The organism is Mycobacterium sp. DL (genome assembly GCF_039729195.1).
GTDB lineage: Bacteria > Actinomycetota > Actinomycetes > Mycobacteriales > Mycobacteriaceae > Mycobacterium > Mycobacterium hippocampi_A.
In genome coordinates this window covers 160390-175773 of record NZ_CP155796.1, presented here as the reverse complement: position 1 = coordinate 175773, position 15384 = coordinate 160390, and the positions used below count along the sequence as shown (strand labels likewise).

The 15384-nt window shown below is 66.7% G+C and carries 14 protein-coding genes; 2 read left to right on the top strand and 12 right to left on the bottom strand.

Features of this window, described 5'->3' with window-relative positions:
• Positions 1 to 3 precede the first annotated feature (3 nt).
• Entirely contained in the window at positions 4 to 1710 is a 1707-nt protein-coding gene (locus tag ABDC78_RS00855; RefSeq protein ID WP_178359051.1) for a carbon starvation protein A, read from the bottom strand.
• A 187-nt stretch (positions 1711 to 1897) separates the two neighbouring features.
• Positions 1898 to 2512 carry a class I SAM-dependent methyltransferase gene (locus ABDC78_RS00850; protein WP_347133286.1) on the bottom strand — a complete coding sequence of 205 codons (615 nt, stop codon included), beginning with the start codon at positions 2510 to 2512 and terminating at the stop codon, positions 1898 to 1900.
• Positions 2513 to 2626: 114 nt separating this feature from the next.
• Here ABDC78_RS00850 and ABDC78_RS00845 point away from each other — a divergent pair, with 114 nt between their 5' ends.
• Positions 2627 to 3097 carry a hypothetical protein gene (locus ABDC78_RS00845; RefSeq protein ID WP_178359028.1) on the top strand — a complete coding sequence of 157 codons (471 nt, stop codon included), beginning with the start codon at positions 2627 to 2629 and terminating at the stop codon, positions 3095 to 3097.
• A gap of 18 nt (positions 3098 to 3115) precedes the next feature.
• Here ABDC78_RS00845 and ABDC78_RS00840 read toward each other — a convergent pair whose 3' ends face one another.
• The 5 genes from ABDC78_RS00840 to ABDC78_RS00820 are packed head-to-tail and all read right to left on the bottom strand — an operon-like array spanning position 3116 to position 7673.
• On the bottom strand, positions 3116 to 4489 hold the full coding sequence (locus tag ABDC78_RS00840) for a TRAP transporter large permease (RefSeq protein ID WP_178359027.1): 1374 nt from the start codon (positions 4487 to 4489) through the stop codon (positions 3116 to 3118).
• Complete coding sequence (locus ABDC78_RS00835; protein WP_178359026.1) at positions 4486 to 5004, bottom strand: TRAP transporter small permease; 519 nt, start codon at positions 5002 to 5004, stop codon at positions 4486 to 4488. Before ABDC78_RS00835 ends, ABDC78_RS00840 begins: the two co-directional genes overlap by 4 nt.
• The gene (locus ABDC78_RS00830) at positions 5001 to 6092 is read right to left on the bottom strand and encodes a C4-dicarboxylate TRAP transporter substrate-binding protein (protein WP_178359025.1); all 1092 of its coding nucleotides are present in this window, start codon (positions 6090 to 6092) and stop codon (positions 5001 to 5003) included. The genes ABDC78_RS00835 and ABDC78_RS00830 overlap by 4 nt, the downstream gene beginning before the upstream one ends.
• Before the next feature lies 1 nt (position 6093).
• A complete protein-coding gene (locus ABDC78_RS00825; RefSeq protein WP_178359024.1) occupies positions 6094 to 6894 on the bottom strand; it encodes a carbon-nitrogen hydrolase family protein in 801 nt (266 codons plus the stop codon).
• Positions 6891 to 7673 carry an aldolase/citrate lyase family protein gene (locus ABDC78_RS00820; protein WP_178359023.1) on the bottom strand — a complete coding sequence of 261 codons (783 nt, stop codon included), beginning with the start codon at positions 7671 to 7673 and terminating at the stop codon, positions 6891 to 6893. Before ABDC78_RS00820 ends, ABDC78_RS00825 begins: the two co-directional genes overlap by 4 nt.
• Positions 7674 to 7792: 119 nt before the next feature.
• On the opposite strand from ABDC78_RS00820, the gene ABDC78_RS00815 reads away from it, so the two are divergent.
• Positions 7793 to 8485, top strand: a complete 693-nt coding sequence (locus ABDC78_RS00815; RefSeq protein WP_178359022.1) for a GntR family transcriptional regulator — start codon at positions 7793 to 7795, stop codon at positions 8483 to 8485.
• Between the two features lie 29 nt (positions 8486 to 8514).
• On the opposite strand, the gene ABDC78_RS00810 is transcribed toward ABDC78_RS00815, so the two are convergent.
• The 5 genes from ABDC78_RS00810 to ABDC78_RS00790 form a co-directional block, all read right to left on the bottom strand.
• Complete coding sequence (locus tag ABDC78_RS00810; protein ID WP_178359021.1) at positions 8515 to 8883, bottom strand: nuclear transport factor 2 family protein; 369 nt, start codon at positions 8881 to 8883, stop codon at positions 8515 to 8517.
• Positions 8884 to 9015: 132 nt separating this feature from the next.
• Positions 9016 to 10782: an MOSC and FAD-binding oxidoreductase domain-containing protein gene (locus tag ABDC78_RS00805; protein ID WP_178359020.1), complete on the bottom strand. Its 1767-nt coding sequence runs from the start codon at positions 10780 to 10782 to the stop codon at positions 9016 to 9018.
• Positions 10783 to 10804: 22 nt separating this feature from the next.
• Positions 10805 to 11440: a pyridoxamine 5'-phosphate oxidase family protein gene (locus ABDC78_RS00800; RefSeq protein ID WP_178359019.1), complete on the bottom strand. Its 636-nt coding sequence runs from the start codon at positions 11438 to 11440 to the stop codon at positions 10805 to 10807.
• Positions 11437 to 12324 (bottom strand): alpha/beta hydrolase, encoded by an 888-nt coding sequence (locus ABDC78_RS00795; RefSeq protein ID WP_178359018.1) that lies wholly within the window; start codon positions 12322 to 12324, stop codon positions 11437 to 11439. Before ABDC78_RS00795 ends, ABDC78_RS00800 begins: the two co-directional genes overlap by 4 nt.
• A 118-nt stretch (positions 12325 to 12442) precedes the next feature.
• A complete protein-coding gene (locus tag ABDC78_RS00790) occupies positions 12443 to 15235 on the bottom strand; it encodes a LuxR family transcriptional regulator (RefSeq protein ID WP_178359017.1) in 2793 nt (930 codons plus the stop codon).
• Positions 15236 to 15384 lie beyond the last annotated feature (149 nt).

The following is a 15384-nucleotide window of genomic DNA, read 5'->3' as shown; positions in this document are numbered from 1 at the left end:
TCATCAGGAGGACCGCTTCCCCGGTGCCGCGCCCTCCATCACGTCCTCGTCGAGCTCGGTCGGGCTCTTCTTCGCGCGGGACATCGCGATCACGGACTCGAAGATGACCCACACCGCGGCGATGAGGATGATGACGTCGAGCACGAGCAGGAACCAGTTCTCGGTTGCCCAGAACTCACCCATCTGGACGATCAGGGCGTAGACCGACATCACGAGTAGGAACACGAGCGGGACCAGCACCGGGAGCACCGGGCGACCCTTGCGCAGCAGGATCACGGCGATGATCGACAGGGTGAGGCCGGCCAGCAGCTGGTTGGTGGTGCCGAAAAGCGGCCAGATGAGCATTCCGCCCGAACCGTCCCCGCCGGCGCCGAAGGTGAGGCCCATGGCGACAACGAGAACGATCACAGTGGCCAGGGCCTTGTCGAGGGAGAAACCGATGATGTGGGCCGCCTCCTGCACCACGAACCGCTGCAGGCGGATGCCGGTGTCCATGGTGGTCGCTGCGAAGAGGATGGCCATGGTCGCCAGGATGGTGGCGCTGAGCCCGTCGGGGATGCCCAGGCCCTGGTTGACGATGGCGGCGCCGCCCTCGATGAATGCGGACACCCCACCCTGGCCGAACGCGGAGTAGACGGCCTCCCAGTCGGCGATGGTCCGGAACCCGGCGGTGGTCGCGATGATCGCGCCCAGCGCCAGGAGCCCCTCGCCGACCGCACCGAAGTAGCCGACGAAGCGGGCGTCCGGCTCCTTGTCCAGCTGCTTGGAGGACGTGCCCGAGGCAACGATCCCGTGGAACCCAGAGATCGCACCGCACGCGATGGTCACGAACAGCAGCGGCACGATGCTCGGCGTGCCCTCGGGCACGGAGTCGTTGAACGCGGGCGCCACCACGGTCGGAGCCGAGATCAGCACCGCCCCGTAAAGGATGCCCAGGGCGATGAACAGCTGGAGACCGTTGATGTAGTCGCGCGGCTGCAGCAGCATCCAGACGGGAAGCACCGAGGCCACGCCGGCGTAGAGGAAGAGCACCACGATCCAGAACGCGTTCGCCGACAGTCCGAGGACCGTCTCCGGCAGCACCACCGGGAAACGGTCGCCGACCAGGATCAGGGCGTAGAGGGCCGCGACGCCGATGACGGATACGAGGGGCAGGCTCCACTTGAGCCGGTAGATGGCCTGGCCGATGAGCAGGGCGACGACGATGGCACCCCAGGTGGGAATCACCGCGGTGGGCGTGTTGACGAGGAGGCCGGATATGACCACGGCGAACGCGGCGTTGACCATGAGCAGGACCAGGAAGATCACGACCAGGAACAGGTTGCGCCCGCGGTGGCCGATGTACTGCCCGGACAGGGACCCGATGGACTTGCCCTTGTGCCTGCTGGAGGCCCACAGGGCGCCGAGGTCGTGGATGCCGGCGAAGAAGACGGTGCCGATTGTCACCCAGAGGAAGGCCGGCACCCACCCCCAGATGACGGCGATCGCGGGCCCCACGATGGGTGCCGCCCCCGCCACGGAGGTGAAGTGATGGCCCCACAGCACGTACTTGTTGGTGGGTACGTAGTCCACGCCGTCATTGAGCTCGTGGGCGGGGGTGACGAAGGAGTCCTGGAGGTTGTAGACCCGGCGGGCCAGGAACCTCGAGTACAGCACGTACCCGAGGATCATCATGGCCACACCGACCACGGCGAGGACGACGGAGTTCATGTCGCTCCCATCTCGGTGCAGGTTTGCGGTGAGTGTCAGCTGGATCACCCGACTACCGTCGCGTGATCTGGATCATATTGAGGTGCCCCGGCGCCGATCGGGCTAAACAACCGCACTCGAGTGCGCTCGGGAGGTTAGCCCTTACCTCACCTGGACGATGGTCCGGGTCAATTTCCGTCCCGGCTCGTCACGGCTTGAGCCACCGCCACTGCGCTGTCAACCAGCCGTGCGCATCGGGCAGCCGGTCGCGAACCGCGCCGACGACCCCGGGCCACAACCGGTCGTCGTAGTCGTCCCCCGAAAGCCACCCGCCCGGCTTCACCTTGGGCGCCCACGCGTCGATGTCGGCGACGACGCTGTCGTAGTCGTGGCGGGCGTCGAGATGCACCCACGCCAGCGAACCATCGGTGAAGAAGTCGGCCGCCTTCGGCGACGAGCTGATGAAGACGTGCACCGTGTCGGCGAATCCGCAGGCGATGACGTTGCGGTGCAGCAGGCCTGCGAAGGTCCCGCCGCCGTGCTCGACAGCAGGTCCGTGCGCGTTCTTGTTGGCCGGCCCCTCCTGGCCACTGCCGCGGCAGGTGTCGACGCCGATCACCGTGTAGTCGCGGCCCGAGTCGCGCACGACGTCGGCCAGTGAGCACAGGCTGCGTCCCAGGTAGGACCCGACTTCGACGAATGTGCTCCCCTCGGGGAACACCGAGACCGCCTCCTCCTGGCCCTCCCGCCAGTGGAACCAGCCGGGAATGTCGTACCAGTGTTCGACCTCGTCGGCGAATGCGTCCTGTGCCGGATAACGCACGACCATGCGACTCCTTTCGTCCCGGCGATCATCTCACCGGGGCGGCAGCTACTGAGCGGCCGCGGCTCGGGGTGTGTCCGGCCAGGTGTGCCGTTGTGGCGTTAGCGTGTATCGGTGGCTCCATCTCTTGACATTTACGTCTGGGTCAGCAGTGACGATCGAGCCTCGGTACTGAAGCTATTCATCGATCGATACGTCGATACGACGGATCCCGGCGAGCCACGTTTTGATGCCCTCACGCGTGTGTTCGTGACGGGAGCACCGGCTGTGGGTGACCGGGAAGAGTTGGCAGAGCTTCGACTCCATCCCGATGACGGAGAAACGTTCGCCATATACCTCCACGGGAAGATCCACGACCGCGCGATCATCACGATCACCGAAGAGGGCGACCTGGTCCTCGGCCTGGATATCGACTACACGGAAAACGATCCTGGCGACCTATACCGCGCGAGCGACCTGATGGTCACTCTTGTGAAGGAATTCGGCGCTGCCGGCGGCTTGACAGGTGTCGAACTTGCGCCCCCTCGATCGCGTGCCCAATGGCGCGAGGATGCACATGTGCTGCTCCGGACCGGAAGCGTCTGAAGTGCTTCGGGACCGCACCTATTGAGCAGCCGACAGGGACGGCAGGAACGTGACGATGGCGGGGAAGGCGATGAGCATCGCCACCACCACCAGGTCGGCCACGATGAACGGGACGACGCCGCGAAAGACCCGGCCCAGTCCCGCCTCACGCACGGCACCCGAGTACACGAACGCATTCATGCCGACGGGCGGTGTGATCAGCGCCATCTCGGCCACCTTGACGATCAGTACGCCGATCCAGATTCCGTCGAATCCGTAACCGACCAGGATCGGGTGCAGCAGCGGTGCGGCGATCAGGATCATCGAGATGCCGTCGAGGAACATGCCCAGCGGCAGCAGGATGATCAGACACAGCACCAGCACCAGATACGGCGGCAGGTTCGCGTCGGTCACTGCGCCGACCAGGGAGCTGCTCGCCCCACTCAGCGCCAGCACATAGGTGAACACTCCGGCACCGACCATCAGCAGGAAGGTCATCGCAGTGAGGCCGATCGCTTCGGTCAGCGCTTCCTTGATCTCGTGCAGCCAGGCCGGCGGCCGGGTCCGCAGCAGCAGGATGATCAGCGCTGCGAACGCACCGAAGGACGCCGCCTCGGTCGGCGTCGCGAGACCCAGATAGATGGTGCCGATGGACACGATGAAGATGACCGCGAGATAGAGGAACCCCGAGATGTCGAGGCGGCCCGGTCCTTCGGGTGCGTCGACATCAGCGATGTCCGCGGAACCGGCGGTGCCGTCGTCGTCACCGGTCCGGGCGCCGACGCGGCCGGCACGCCGCCGCTGCCAGGTGACCAGCGCAACGATGGCGACCGCGTAGGCGGCGATGGTGACCAGTCCCGGTCCGATCCCGGCGATCAGGAGCTGACCGATGCTCTCCTCGGTGACCACGCCGTAGAGGACGAGAACGATCGACGGCGGGATCAGCACTCCCAGCGTCCCGCCGGCGCAGACGACGCCGGCGGCGAGGCGGATGCTGTACCCGGCGCGCACGATCGCGTCGGTGGAGACCCGCGCCATCGTGGCCACTGTGGCCACGCTCGATCCGGTGACCGCGGCGAACATGCCGGACCCGGCCAGCGAGGCGAGCGCAGGCCCGCCGGGAAGCCGTCGCAGCGCCACCGAGGCCAGATCGAAACCGGCCTGGGCGAGGCCCGCCCGGACCGCGAAGATGCCCATCACGATGAACAGCGGGATGATCGTCAGCGAGTAGGACGCTGCTGTCGAGAACGGTTGGTTGGCCACGGTGCTGACCCCGGCGCCGGTGCTGCGCAGTAAGAGCACACCGACAAACGCCGAAGCCATCAGCGACAGGCCGACGTGAAGTCGAATCGCCAAGAGCCCGAAGAACAACAGGATGACGACCGCCAGGACGACGCCGGTGGTGGCGGTCATCGCTGTCCTCCGCTGAGTTCGGAACGGATCGCCGCGGCGGTGAGCAGTTCCTTCCAGATGGCGACGACGAAGAACACGACGAACGATGCGAGCAGCACCACCTTCGCCGGCCAGGTGGGCAGTCGGAGGATGTCGTTTGTCGTCTCACCGCGGTCGACGGCGCTGAGCAGGACCTCGCTCAGCCCCCATGCGAGGAGAAGTCCGAGGCCGATCAACAGCAGTGTCCGCAGCGCCGAGAACACCAGTCGGGTGCGCACACCCACTCGGCTCTCGAACAACTCGACGGCAACGTGCCGACCGTCCGCCTCGGCCGATGCGAGACCTAGGAAGGCGATCGCCACCAGCAGCATCGTGGCGATGTCGACGGTTCCGATGATCGAGCGGTCCCGGGCGTTGCGACTGATCACGTCGGCGATGGTCAACAGGATCAGCCCGAGCAGCAGGATCCCGGCTACGACGCTCAGGGTGCGCGCGACCATCAGCACCGGCCGCGGGAGAGTGACGTCCTCGGTCATCGGTTCTCTCCTTCGAGGCACGCGTAGAACGGATCGGCATACGTTGAGCGCGCAGACTCCTCGCCGATGATCCGGCGGTAGTCGGCGAGCACCCTTTCGGCGTCGTAACCACGCTCGGCGTAGCGGTCGACCCATCCCTGCGCGATTCCGGCGCGGTCCTTCCACGCCTCGACATCGGCGGGCGGCATCGTCGCCAGTTGCGCTCCGCTGTCACGCAATTCGGTGCAGGCCTGGATGCCGAGCGTGTCCATCTCCTCCAACCCGTTGCCGACGGCGTTGGCCGACGCCTCGGCGATCGCGTCCCGATACTCCGACGGCATCGACTCCAGCAGTTCGGAATTGATCACCACGATCGAGGAGGCGTAGGCGCCGATCCCGGGGTCGACCAGATACGGCGTGGTCGACGCCAACCCGAACGTGGGCAGATTGGCGATCGCCAGCGAGGTGTAGCCGCCGATGACGCCGCGTTCCATGGACTCGTACACGTCGGTCGCGGTCATCGCGACGGGGTTCGCGCCGACCGCGAGCAGCGCCTCGGAGGTGAGGCCTCCGGATCGAATGCTGCGCCCCGCCAGGTCCGTTGGCGTCGGGGCCGGCTCCTGCAGCCCGATCAAATTGATCCCGAGCGGAAGCGGAAACAGCAGTTGCACGCCCTGTCGGTCGAAGTCGTCGCGGTAGGTGTCGTTCTCCTCGTACAGGCGCTCGATGGCGGTCATCTGGACTTGCGGGTTGTTGGTCTCGAACGGCAACTCGATGACGGTGAACATGGACAGGTCCGACGCGGAGTACAGCGACCCGACCTGAGCCAGGTCGGCCCGGCCATCCAGCGTCGCCTGCAGCGACTCGTCCGCACCGACGAGGCTCTCCGAGTAGTGGAAGTTGACCTGCACGCCGCCGTCGGTGAGCTCCTCGACTTCCTCGGCCCACCGCTGCATCGTCAGGGACTGATCGGACGTCTGCGACGAGTACGTCGTGTAGTGCAGGACGTACGTTCCGTCGTCGGCGGCGCAGGACGAGAGCGCGGCAGCACACACGGCTGCGGCGACGACCGCGACGGCGCCACGCAGGCGCTGGGTGGCTCTGGTCATGTCACCTCACCTCCGGCTGGACGCGGTAGCGCCGGAGCGTGAGCGCCGGGTTGACGGTGCGCACGCTGTCGAGTCGGCTGCGTTCGAGGCGGGCCACGCCGATGCCGGCGGCCTCACCGAGTGCGGCCAGCGGAATGCCCATCGGATCGAGGATGGCGCTGTTGCCGGAACCGGCGGGGGCGATCTGGTCGGCGGCCAGGACGTAGACGGTGTTCTCGATCGCCCGCGCCCTCAGCAGGGTGTTCCAGTGGTACTCCTTGAGCGGTCCGGGGACCCATTCGGCGGGCAGGGCGATCACGTCGGCGCCCGCATCGACCAGCGCCCGCGACGTCTCCGGGAAGCGGAGGTCGTAGCAGGTCTGCATCCCGACGGTGAATCCGTTGATCTGCAACAGCTCTGGGGTCGTCGGATCGGCCGCGAGTACCCGGTCGGACTCCGTGTACCCGAAGGCGTCGTAGAGATGGACCTTGCGGTAGACGGCGGCGATCGCACCGTCCTGGATTCCGACGAGGGTGTTGTGGATCTTGCCCTCCTCGGCCGTTTCGTTGACCCCGACGATGACGGTCACGCCGAATTCGGCGGTGGCCTGCGCCAACCGGGTGACCGACGGACCGTCCAGTGCCTCGGCGGAGTGCACGAACCGGTCGTCCATCGCGGGGACGGTGAAGACGGCGTACTCGGGGAAGACGACGAGTTCGGCGTCGAGATCGGCGGCCTGGCCGAGCATGTTGATCATCGTGTCGACGTTGGCCGACTTGTCCTCGGTCGGGGCGAATTGTGCAACTGCGGCAGTCAGATTCACCTGGTTGTCCTCACATCGGCGTTGATCTTCTGAAGGTTCTGCATGGTTGTGGTGAAACCCGCCAGCATGGCGCCGTACTGCATGGTGGCGACGATGGTGTGAGCGCCCTCCTCCACGGCCAGGCGCTGCTCGGCTTCGCTCCACGCCGGGAGCAGCCACGGTTTCCCGGCGGCGTTCGCGGCGCGAGCCAGGTGGCGGATGTCCGCGAGGTCTGCCTCGGTCACGCTGTAGGCACCGCGCTCCCGGCGCAGAGACAGGTCCGAGGGTCCGATGAAGATCCCGTCGACGACGGGCAGGTCCAGGATCTTGTGGATGTCGTCGAACGCCGAGGCGTCCTCGATCATCGGGTAGCACTGGGTCCGGCGGTCCTGGGCGCTCACCCAGTCGTCGGTGAAGCCCCGGTATTCGGAGGTGCGACCGCCGGCGAAGGAGCGATCACCCAATGGCGGGAACTTCGCGAAACCGCAGATCTGCGCCGCGTGCTCCGCGGAGGTGATGTGGGGAATCGCAACGGCGTCGGCGCCGAAGTCGAGTGCCTGCTGAATCGGGCCGCGCTCCGGGCCGAGCACCTTGGCGATCACCCGCATGCCCTTGGCCCGGATCAACGGAATGATCCAGTCCAGCGCGCGCAGGTCGAACAGGCCGTGCTCGATGTCGAGCACCACGGTGTCGTAGCCGGCCAGGCTGCCCATCTCGACGGCGGCCGCTGAGGGTTCGGTGAGCCAGATCGAGACCGACGGCCGGTCCGGTCGGGAGCTGTGGTGGGGTGGGGAGGTCAACGTTTCGCCTCTTCTCGGTGACTCGAATCTCACTGAACGCGCCGGCAAGGCGCCACTCACTCTGTAGACATGTTGTATACACGATGAATGCACGTCGTGTAAATGGTTGAATGAGGGTTATGTCCACCATCGGAGCCCGCACCGGAGCGGAAGCGGTCAAGACGTCCGCCAGCCAGCGTGCGTACGGGTGGATCCGCGACGCGATCCTCAGCGGCGAGTTCGCCGAGGGTGAGTTCATCGACGAAGTGGCCCTCGCCGCCCGGGTGAACACGTCCCGCACGCCGGTCCGCGAGGCCCTGCAGCGGCTGCAGGTGGAGAGATACGTCGATCTGCTTCCGCGCCGCGGTGCACAGGTGCGGGTGGTCACCGCGTTGGAGATGCGGGAGATCTACCAGGCGCGCTTTGTCCTCGAGTCCGACGCACTGCGGACGATCTGCCAGCGTCAGGCCGGCGTGCCGGACAGCGCCCGCGCGCTCATCGAGAAAATGGAACAGGCTGGCCAGTCATACGATTGGAACGGCTTCGCCCAACTGGATCAGATGTTCCACGCCGAGATCGTCCGCCACCGACGCAACGCGGTGATCGCCGAGCTCTACGACTCGCTGCAGCCGCGGCAGGTCCGGCTCGGAACGCGGACGCTCGTCGAGGCTCCTGCCCGCTTGACCACTATCGAGCATGAGCATCGTGAGCTCATCGCCGCCCTCGATCGCCACGACGCCGACGCCAGCGTCGAGGTGCTCCGCAGACACCTGCGCGAGATTCCCGAGTTGGTAGATGCGTTCTCTGCGGCTCGCGGAACGGCCCCGGCGTAGCGCTCAGCGCGCAGGTGGGTAGCTCCGGCCTACTGCTGAGGCGGGATCAGAACGGTCCACAGGTCGGTCACCAGGTTGTCCTGGATCAGCGCGGTGTCAAAACCGGTCATCTGTACCTGCCCGTCGGCGGGATCGACCAGTCGCCACGCAAGGTAAGCGAAGCCGGGCAGTTCGTGAACGGGACCTACAGCCTCGAATTGAAGCTCACCGATTCCTGCCTGCAGGCCAACGCATTTGGCTTCAAGTGCAGCATGGCCGGTAATGACGCCCTCAGCGTCGGTCCAGCGTACATTCGCGGCATAGGTGCCGTGGATGGCCGCTTTGCGCTTGGTCTCGTCGCGTTCGTTGAACACCGCGAGCAGGTTGTCGCGCATCAACTTCTCGATGGCAGCGGACATGTGGGTTCTCCTTCGTCAGTTTGAGCGCGACGCTTACAGACCTGAGATTACTTATGGGAAACAGCATGCCGCAGTGTTGATCGCCGTCACCACGGTCGGCATCCAATCGATCGGGGTGCGAGCGCGGGTCTTTCACAGGTCGAGCACGACTGTTTCGCAGGGTTGCGCACAGCAGATCAGGATGTTCCCTTCGGCGGGCAATTCCAAGGGCTCCGGGTCGTAGCGGACGGTGCCCGACAACAGTGCGGTCTCGCAGTTGTGGCAGACCCCGGTTCGGCAGGACCAGCGGGTCGGGACGTCACACGTTTCGGCGAACTCGAGCAGGCTGGTATTGGGCGGGCCCCAGGGTGCTGAGAGGCCGCTGCGCGCGAACTGAACTTCGGGTCCGGTTCCGGGCGGCCCCGCAGGCGGGTGCGGCGCGATCGACGTCGCAGCGATCCCGGGCGTGAGAGCTGCTGCGGCGCCGAAGAGTTCGGAGTGCACGCGGGCTGGATCGAGTCCGTAGGTCGCAAGGCCGGAGCTGAGCTCGTTCATGAACGCCGATGGTCCGCACAGATAAGCGTCTGCTTCGCGTGGCAGACCGAGTCCGCCGATCGCTTCGCGGGACAGCCGGCCCTGCGCGGTGAAGTCGACTCCGAGTCGGTCGGCCGCTGTCGGCTGACTGTAGAAGATGTGGGAATGACTTCCGGGCAACCGTTTCAGAAGATCGCGGCTTTCCTCTGCGAACGGGTGTTCGTCACCGTTGCGGGCACCGTGCAGCCACCAGAGCGGTCGGTCCGAGTGAGTTGCCGCGAGCCAGTGCAGCATCGAGAGCACCGGGGTGGTACCCACCCCGGCGGAGAGCAGGATCACCGGAGATGCCGCGTCGGTGGTGAGGAAGAAGGTGCCGCGTGGTGCGGCGACGTCGACGAGGTCACCGGGGTGGACGTGACCGTGCAGGTATCCGCTGGCCAATCCGTGGGGTTCACGTTTGACGCTGATCCGGTAATCCACGGACCCCGGCTGATTGGACAACGAATAATTGCGGATCAGCGGCGCGCCGTTCGGGTCGGGATAGAGACGCAGCGTGATCGACTGTCCCGGAAACCATTCCGGCAGGGATGCACCGTCGGGTTCGGTCAGCGAGACTGAGCGGACCTGGCGGCTCTCATCGTGAACAGCGCTGACCTTCAGTGCGCGAAATCCAGTCCATGCCGGCGGTGGGCTACCCGCCGCGGCGGTCAGACCGACGTTGCCTGCGGATCCCGCCGGATGCTCGGCCTGCTCGGCCAGGCTCCGTAGCGACGTTTGCCAGCCGGGGCTCAGTGCCGGGATACGCAGTGCGCGGTGCAGAGCGTCGCGGGGGTGCCCAGGCAGGTAGAGCAGCGCGTCGATCTCGGCGACCGACACGCTCTCAGGACCGGAGCTGATCTTGACGATCTCCTGGCCGGCTTCGACCTCACCTTCGGTGATCACCCGGCAGTAGAACCCCGGCCGCCCGTGCGAGACGAGCAGTGCGGCCATCCGGGGTTCGCCGATGCGCATACCGGCGCGGTAGCAGGTGACCCGAGGTTGGGTGACCTCCAAGACCGCCTGCCCGATCCGGTAGCGGTCGCCGATGCACACCTCGTCGTCGGGCAGCCCGTCGACGGTGAGGTTCTCCCCCAACAGTCCTGGCGCCAGGTCGTCACGGTCGAACACCAGGGCCCAGTGCCGGTAGGAGTCGAGTTGGTAGACCAGGACGGCGCGGTTCTCTCCTCCGTGGCCGCCGAGGTCACCTTGGCCGTCTCCGTCGACGTTGAGCCGACGCACCATCCGCGGCCCGGTCACCGGTTGTTTCCACGCACCCGTGTACACGGTGCGCTGGTTCCATTCGACATCTCTGGGCATGCCGACGTTCACCGACCTCAGTGTCGCCATCACGGTCTCCTCTCCTGCCGAACTACTCACCGCGGTCGAGCTTCTCGCGTAGCTGAGCGTTCTCGGCGCGCAGCGCGGCGAGTTGACCGCGCAGCGGAGCGAGGTATGTGTCGAGTTCTTCTACGGTGAACCGCTCGGTGATGTGTTGGGGACAGTTCCAGTCGAAGGCCTCAACGGTGACCAGAACGACGCGCTCGACGACGGCGTCGTAAGCGGGATCGGCGAAGCTCCCGACCAGGGTGGGATCCTGTTCGGCGGCGACGACGCGGGCGTGGCCGTAGATCTTCAGTCGGCGCCGGTGGAGGTAGTCCGTGGCGATCAGGGCGACCCGGTTGTCGCCGGCGACATTGCCGGTGCTGATGTACTGCAGGTTGCCGCGGAAGTCGGCCCAGCCGATGGTGTGGTCGTCGACGACGCGCAGGAAACCGATTGGACTGCCACGGAATTGGACGTAGGGCCAGCCGGTTTCGCTGACGGTCGCCAGGTAGAAGCTGTCCCGCTCGGCGAGGTAGTCCTTCTCGTCCTCGGTGAGCGCGTCACTGCCTGGCACTGCCGTGCCTTGAACGCGTTTGCGGTCGTAGAAGGCGTGGCTGCCGTGGTCTCGCTGGACGTCGCGGACCGCTTCGGTGAACGCGATGGCGCCGTAATGCTTGCTCACCAGGATGCTCCTTCAGTGTGCGAGGGTCTCTGCCGACCGGGTTCAGGGGCGAGGAACGCCAGTAGCTCGCGGTTGACGTCCTCGGCGTAGGTCCAGAGCAAACCGTGGGGCGCACCGGGGATCTCGACGTATTCGGCATGGGGAAGCAGTGCGTGCAACGGGCGCGCTGTGGCGTCGATCGGCAGGATCCGGTCGTGGGTGCCGTGGACGATCAAGATGTCGATGTCGTACCCGGCGATCTTGGCGACATCGGTCCGAAAGTCGGTGGTCCACGTGATCATCGCGGCGACCGACGCGTACGCCGACCCCGAACACGCCACCTGCCAGGAGCTTTCGACGACATCGAAGCTGATGCGGGTGCCCAGTGTTTGGTCGGTGTTGTAGACGTCGGCATAGAACCGATGAAGGAAGTCATAGCGGTCTTTGACCGCGGCTGCCAGCGCCGAGGCGAAGACCGCGCCGTCCAGGCCATCCGGGTTGGAGTCGGTTCGCAGCAGGTAAGGCTGCACGGCAGCGATGAAAACCGCCTTGTCGACCCTGGCCGGCCCATAGGTAGCCAGGTAGCGGCCAACTTCCCCGGTGCCCATCGAGAATCCAGCCAGGACCACGTCGGTCACGTCGAGGACCTCGATCAAGGTGTTGAGGTCCGCGGCGAACGTGTCGTAGTCATAGCCGAAGGTTGCGTCGCCGGAGCGGCCGAACCCGCGGCGGTCGTAGGTGATCACGCGATATCCGGCGGCCAGCAATACGGAAACCTGCTTCTCCCAGGCATGTCCGTCGAGGGGAAAGCCATCGACCAGGACGACGGCCTGTCCGTCGCCGTGGTCCTCGTAGTAGAGATCGATGTCTCCTGTGTTCTCGACGTCGACGGAGATGAAGGGCATGGCGATCGCCTTTCAACACGATGGGGGTTGCCGGGGCGCCGGCCGCCGCGCAGAGCGCGGGGTTCCGCCAGCACAGCACAGCGCCGTCGCCGGCGAATCCTGGGAAGACCCCAGTCAGTCACTCGGGTGACGCTGACGTGATGCCGCCGGCATGCCCCACCAGGCCCCCGGCGAGGGCGGACGCGAGTTGGCGTCGCGACGTCACGCCCAGTTTTCGGAAGACCTTGCTGAGGTGGTACTCCACGGTGGATGTCGTGATGAACAGTCGACTGGCGATCTCGGCGTTGGTCGCGCCCGCGCCGGCCTGGCGTGCCACTTGAGCCTCCTGTGGTGTCAGGCCGAACGGGTTGTCTGCTCGCAGTGCATCAGCGGTCGTCTCGCCGGCGGCGCGCCGCTCGGCACCCGTGCGGCCGGCGAACGCGGCGGCTCCCATCGCGGTGAACATGTCATAGGCCGTGCGCAGTTGCACCTGCGCGTCGCGCCGACGCTTCCTACGGCGTAGCCACTCGCCGTAGAGCAGATGCGCACGCGCGAGTTCGGTGCGCACCGCGGTGCCGGCCAGCTGCCTGATGGCCTCCAGGTAGTACAGCTCTGCGTCAGAGTCGGCCGCCATCAACGCCCGCGACCTCGCCAACAGACCCAGAGCCCACGGGGTGGCGGCGATGGTGGCGCGTTCGGTCAGCCGCGCCAGCGCCACCTCGGCGGCACCTCGGTCTCCGCTACGCAGCCCGGCCTCGACGACCTCGGGCAGCACCCGATTCCCGAAGCCCGGCGGGTCATCGTGAAGAATCTGCAATCCGCGTCCGAGCGCCTCGGGGTACCGGCCCAGCCCGAGTTCCAGGACGGTCAGACCCATCAGCGCGAAGATCTCCAGAATCGAGGCGCCCTTCTGACGACCCCAATCCGCGGTCGACGCTGCCACCGCGCGGCTCTCGGTTTCGCGGCCCTGCCAGGCGCGCACCTCCAGCAGCACCCCGGTCGTCGCCGCCGGCGGCACCCCGATCAGCGCCGAGAGCTCGGCGGCCTCGCCGTAGCTGTTCTCGGCATCGTTCATCTGTCCTGCCCAGGCCTGGCTCGTCGAGAGCCCGGCCAGGGTGATCCGCATCGCGGCCAGGGCTCCCTGACGGCGCTCGATGGCTTGGGCCCGTTCGAACATCGCCCGACGACCTGCGTCGTCCCATACGTCGTCGGCGGCGAACCATCCCAGAATGGTCGACGGGATGTCGACGTGAGCGGCGGTCTCATCGGTGAACATCATCGCCACCGCCGAACGCAGCAGCGGGACCGCATCGGCGTAACCCCGGGCGATTCGAATGGCGAAACCATCCAGAAGCAGGTCGTTGCCACTGGGCGGCCGCCGCGGGTCCTGCTCCGCACGCAGCACCGCGTGCGCCACCTCGTCGAGGGTCGTACCGGCGGTGTATTGGCGGGCGACGATCGCGGCCTGCATGGCATCGAACAGAATTCGTCGGACCAGGGACACGTCGGTCGGCTCGACCTTCGTCGCCGCATCCAACAGGATGGCCGGCGCATCCTTGTGCCGGGAGAAGAACACCGCGATCGCTGCGCGCAGGCGTTGTACCGCGACGTGCATGCCGGCAACGTCGAGTACCGGAGTCGCCAAGTCCAGCAAGGCCTCGGCCAGTGGGCCGTCACCGGCCGCCAGGTGGGCCTGCGCGGCAGCCAGATAGCGCAGCGCACGGTCTCGGGTGTCGGGCGACAGCTCAGCGGCGCGGGTCAGGAACGCGGCCTGCATGGTGTAGCCACCCCGGCGGTGGGCGCGCTCCGCCGAGGTCTGCAGGTCGGCGGCGATCGTCTCTTCGGGAGTCGTCACAGCGGCCGCCCGGTGCCAGGCAGCCTGGTCGTCCTCACCGTCACGATGGGCCACCGTCGCGAGCGCATCATGCACCCGCTGGCGTTCCTCGGGGGTCGCACCGTCGTACACCGCCGAGCGGATGAGGGGATGGCGGAACGCGATGCGCGGCTCCAGGGTCACGATCCCCTGTTGCACAGCGTGATTGGCCGCCGCCGCGGCCACGCCCAGCAGTGCCCCGGCGCGCCACACCGTCGATGACTTCTCGTCGACGCAGGCCGCGGCGATGAGCAGAACGGTGCGCGCCTCCGGTGGCAGTGTGGCGACCTGCGCCAGGAAGTGGACGTCGACCCGATGCCCGACCGGAAGGTGGCGCGGCAAGGGGAACCGTCCGGCCAACTGTTCGGTGCTGAGTTCGCCCAGTAATTCCAGCATCGCCAGTGGGTTGCCGCCGGTCTCGTCGATCACGCGCGCTGCCACTCGCGGATCCAGTGGTCCGGACACGGCCTCGTCGAGGATCCCGCGGGCCGATGCCGGATCCAGTGCAGCGATCCGTCGGGTCGTCAAGCCCTCCAGCGCCGTCAGATCCCCGGCGTGTTCTCGGGCGCTGAACGCCATGCCGATGGGGTCGGCGTACAGGCGCCGCCCGATGAATCCCAGCACAGCCAGCGATTCCTGGTCCAACCATTGGGCATCGTCGATCAGGCAGACCACCGGACGTTCCGCGGCGACGTCGGACAACAGCGCCAGGGCAGCCAAGCTCACCACGAAGCGGTCCGGTGTCGGCCCCTCGGTCAGGCCGAACGTCACCTCCAGCGCGGTGCGGTGCGGGCCCGACAGCCTGTCCAGACGATCGAGATAGGGCAGAAGCAGCCGGTGCAGTGCCGCGAAGCCCAACCGCAATTCCGATTGCGCGCCGACAATCCACAGGATCGTGACTTCGGTGGCCGATTCCGCCATGTACTGCAAGAGCCGGGTCTTGCCGACGCCGGGTTCACCGATCAACACCAACGCGCCGCTGAAGCCGTCCCGGACGTCGGTGGCGAGCTTGTCGAGCATCGCGCACTCCGCGGCCCGGCCGACAAGGGCACAGGTCACGCCAGGAGGGCCCGTCCGAATTTCGGTCAACGCGTTTCCCTACGCCCATCACTGGTGCAGACCATCAAGCAGCCACTTCGACGGTGCTGCCCGCTGAGTGACGACACTAGATCCGACCAGCGCATCGCAACAGCGATACACCGGACTCT

Coding starts and splice junctions, on each gene's coding strand:
- ABDC78_RS00855 (WP_178359051.1), bottom strand. CDS start 1,710: ATGAACTCCGTCGTCCTCGCCGTGGTCGGTGTGGCCATGATGATCCTC.
- ABDC78_RS00840 (WP_178359027.1), bottom strand. CDS start 4,489: ATGACCGCCACCACCGGCGTCGTCCTGGCGGTCGTCATCCTGTTGTTC.
- ABDC78_RS00835 (WP_178359026.1), bottom strand. CDS start 5,004: ATGACCGAGGACGTCACTCTCCCGCGGCCGGTGCTGATGGTCGCGCGC.
- ABDC78_RS00830 (WP_178359025.1), bottom strand. CDS start 6,092: ATGACCAGAGCCACCCAGCGCCTGCGTGGCGCCGTCGCGGTCGTCGCC.
- ABDC78_RS00815 (WP_178359022.1), top strand. CDS start 7,793: ATGTCCACCATCGGAGCCCGCACCGGAGCGGAAGCGGTCAAGACGTCC.
- ABDC78_RS00810 (WP_178359021.1), bottom strand. CDS start 8,883: ATGTCCGCTGCCATCGAGAAGTTGATGCGCGACAACCTGCTCGCGGTG.
- ABDC78_RS00805 (WP_178359020.1), bottom strand. CDS start 10,782: ATGGCGACACTGAGGTCGGTGAACGTCGGCATGCCCAGAGATGTCGAA.
- ABDC78_RS00795 (WP_178359018.1), bottom strand. CDS start 12,324: ATGCCCTTCATCTCCGTCGACGTCGAGAACACAGGAGACATCGATCTC.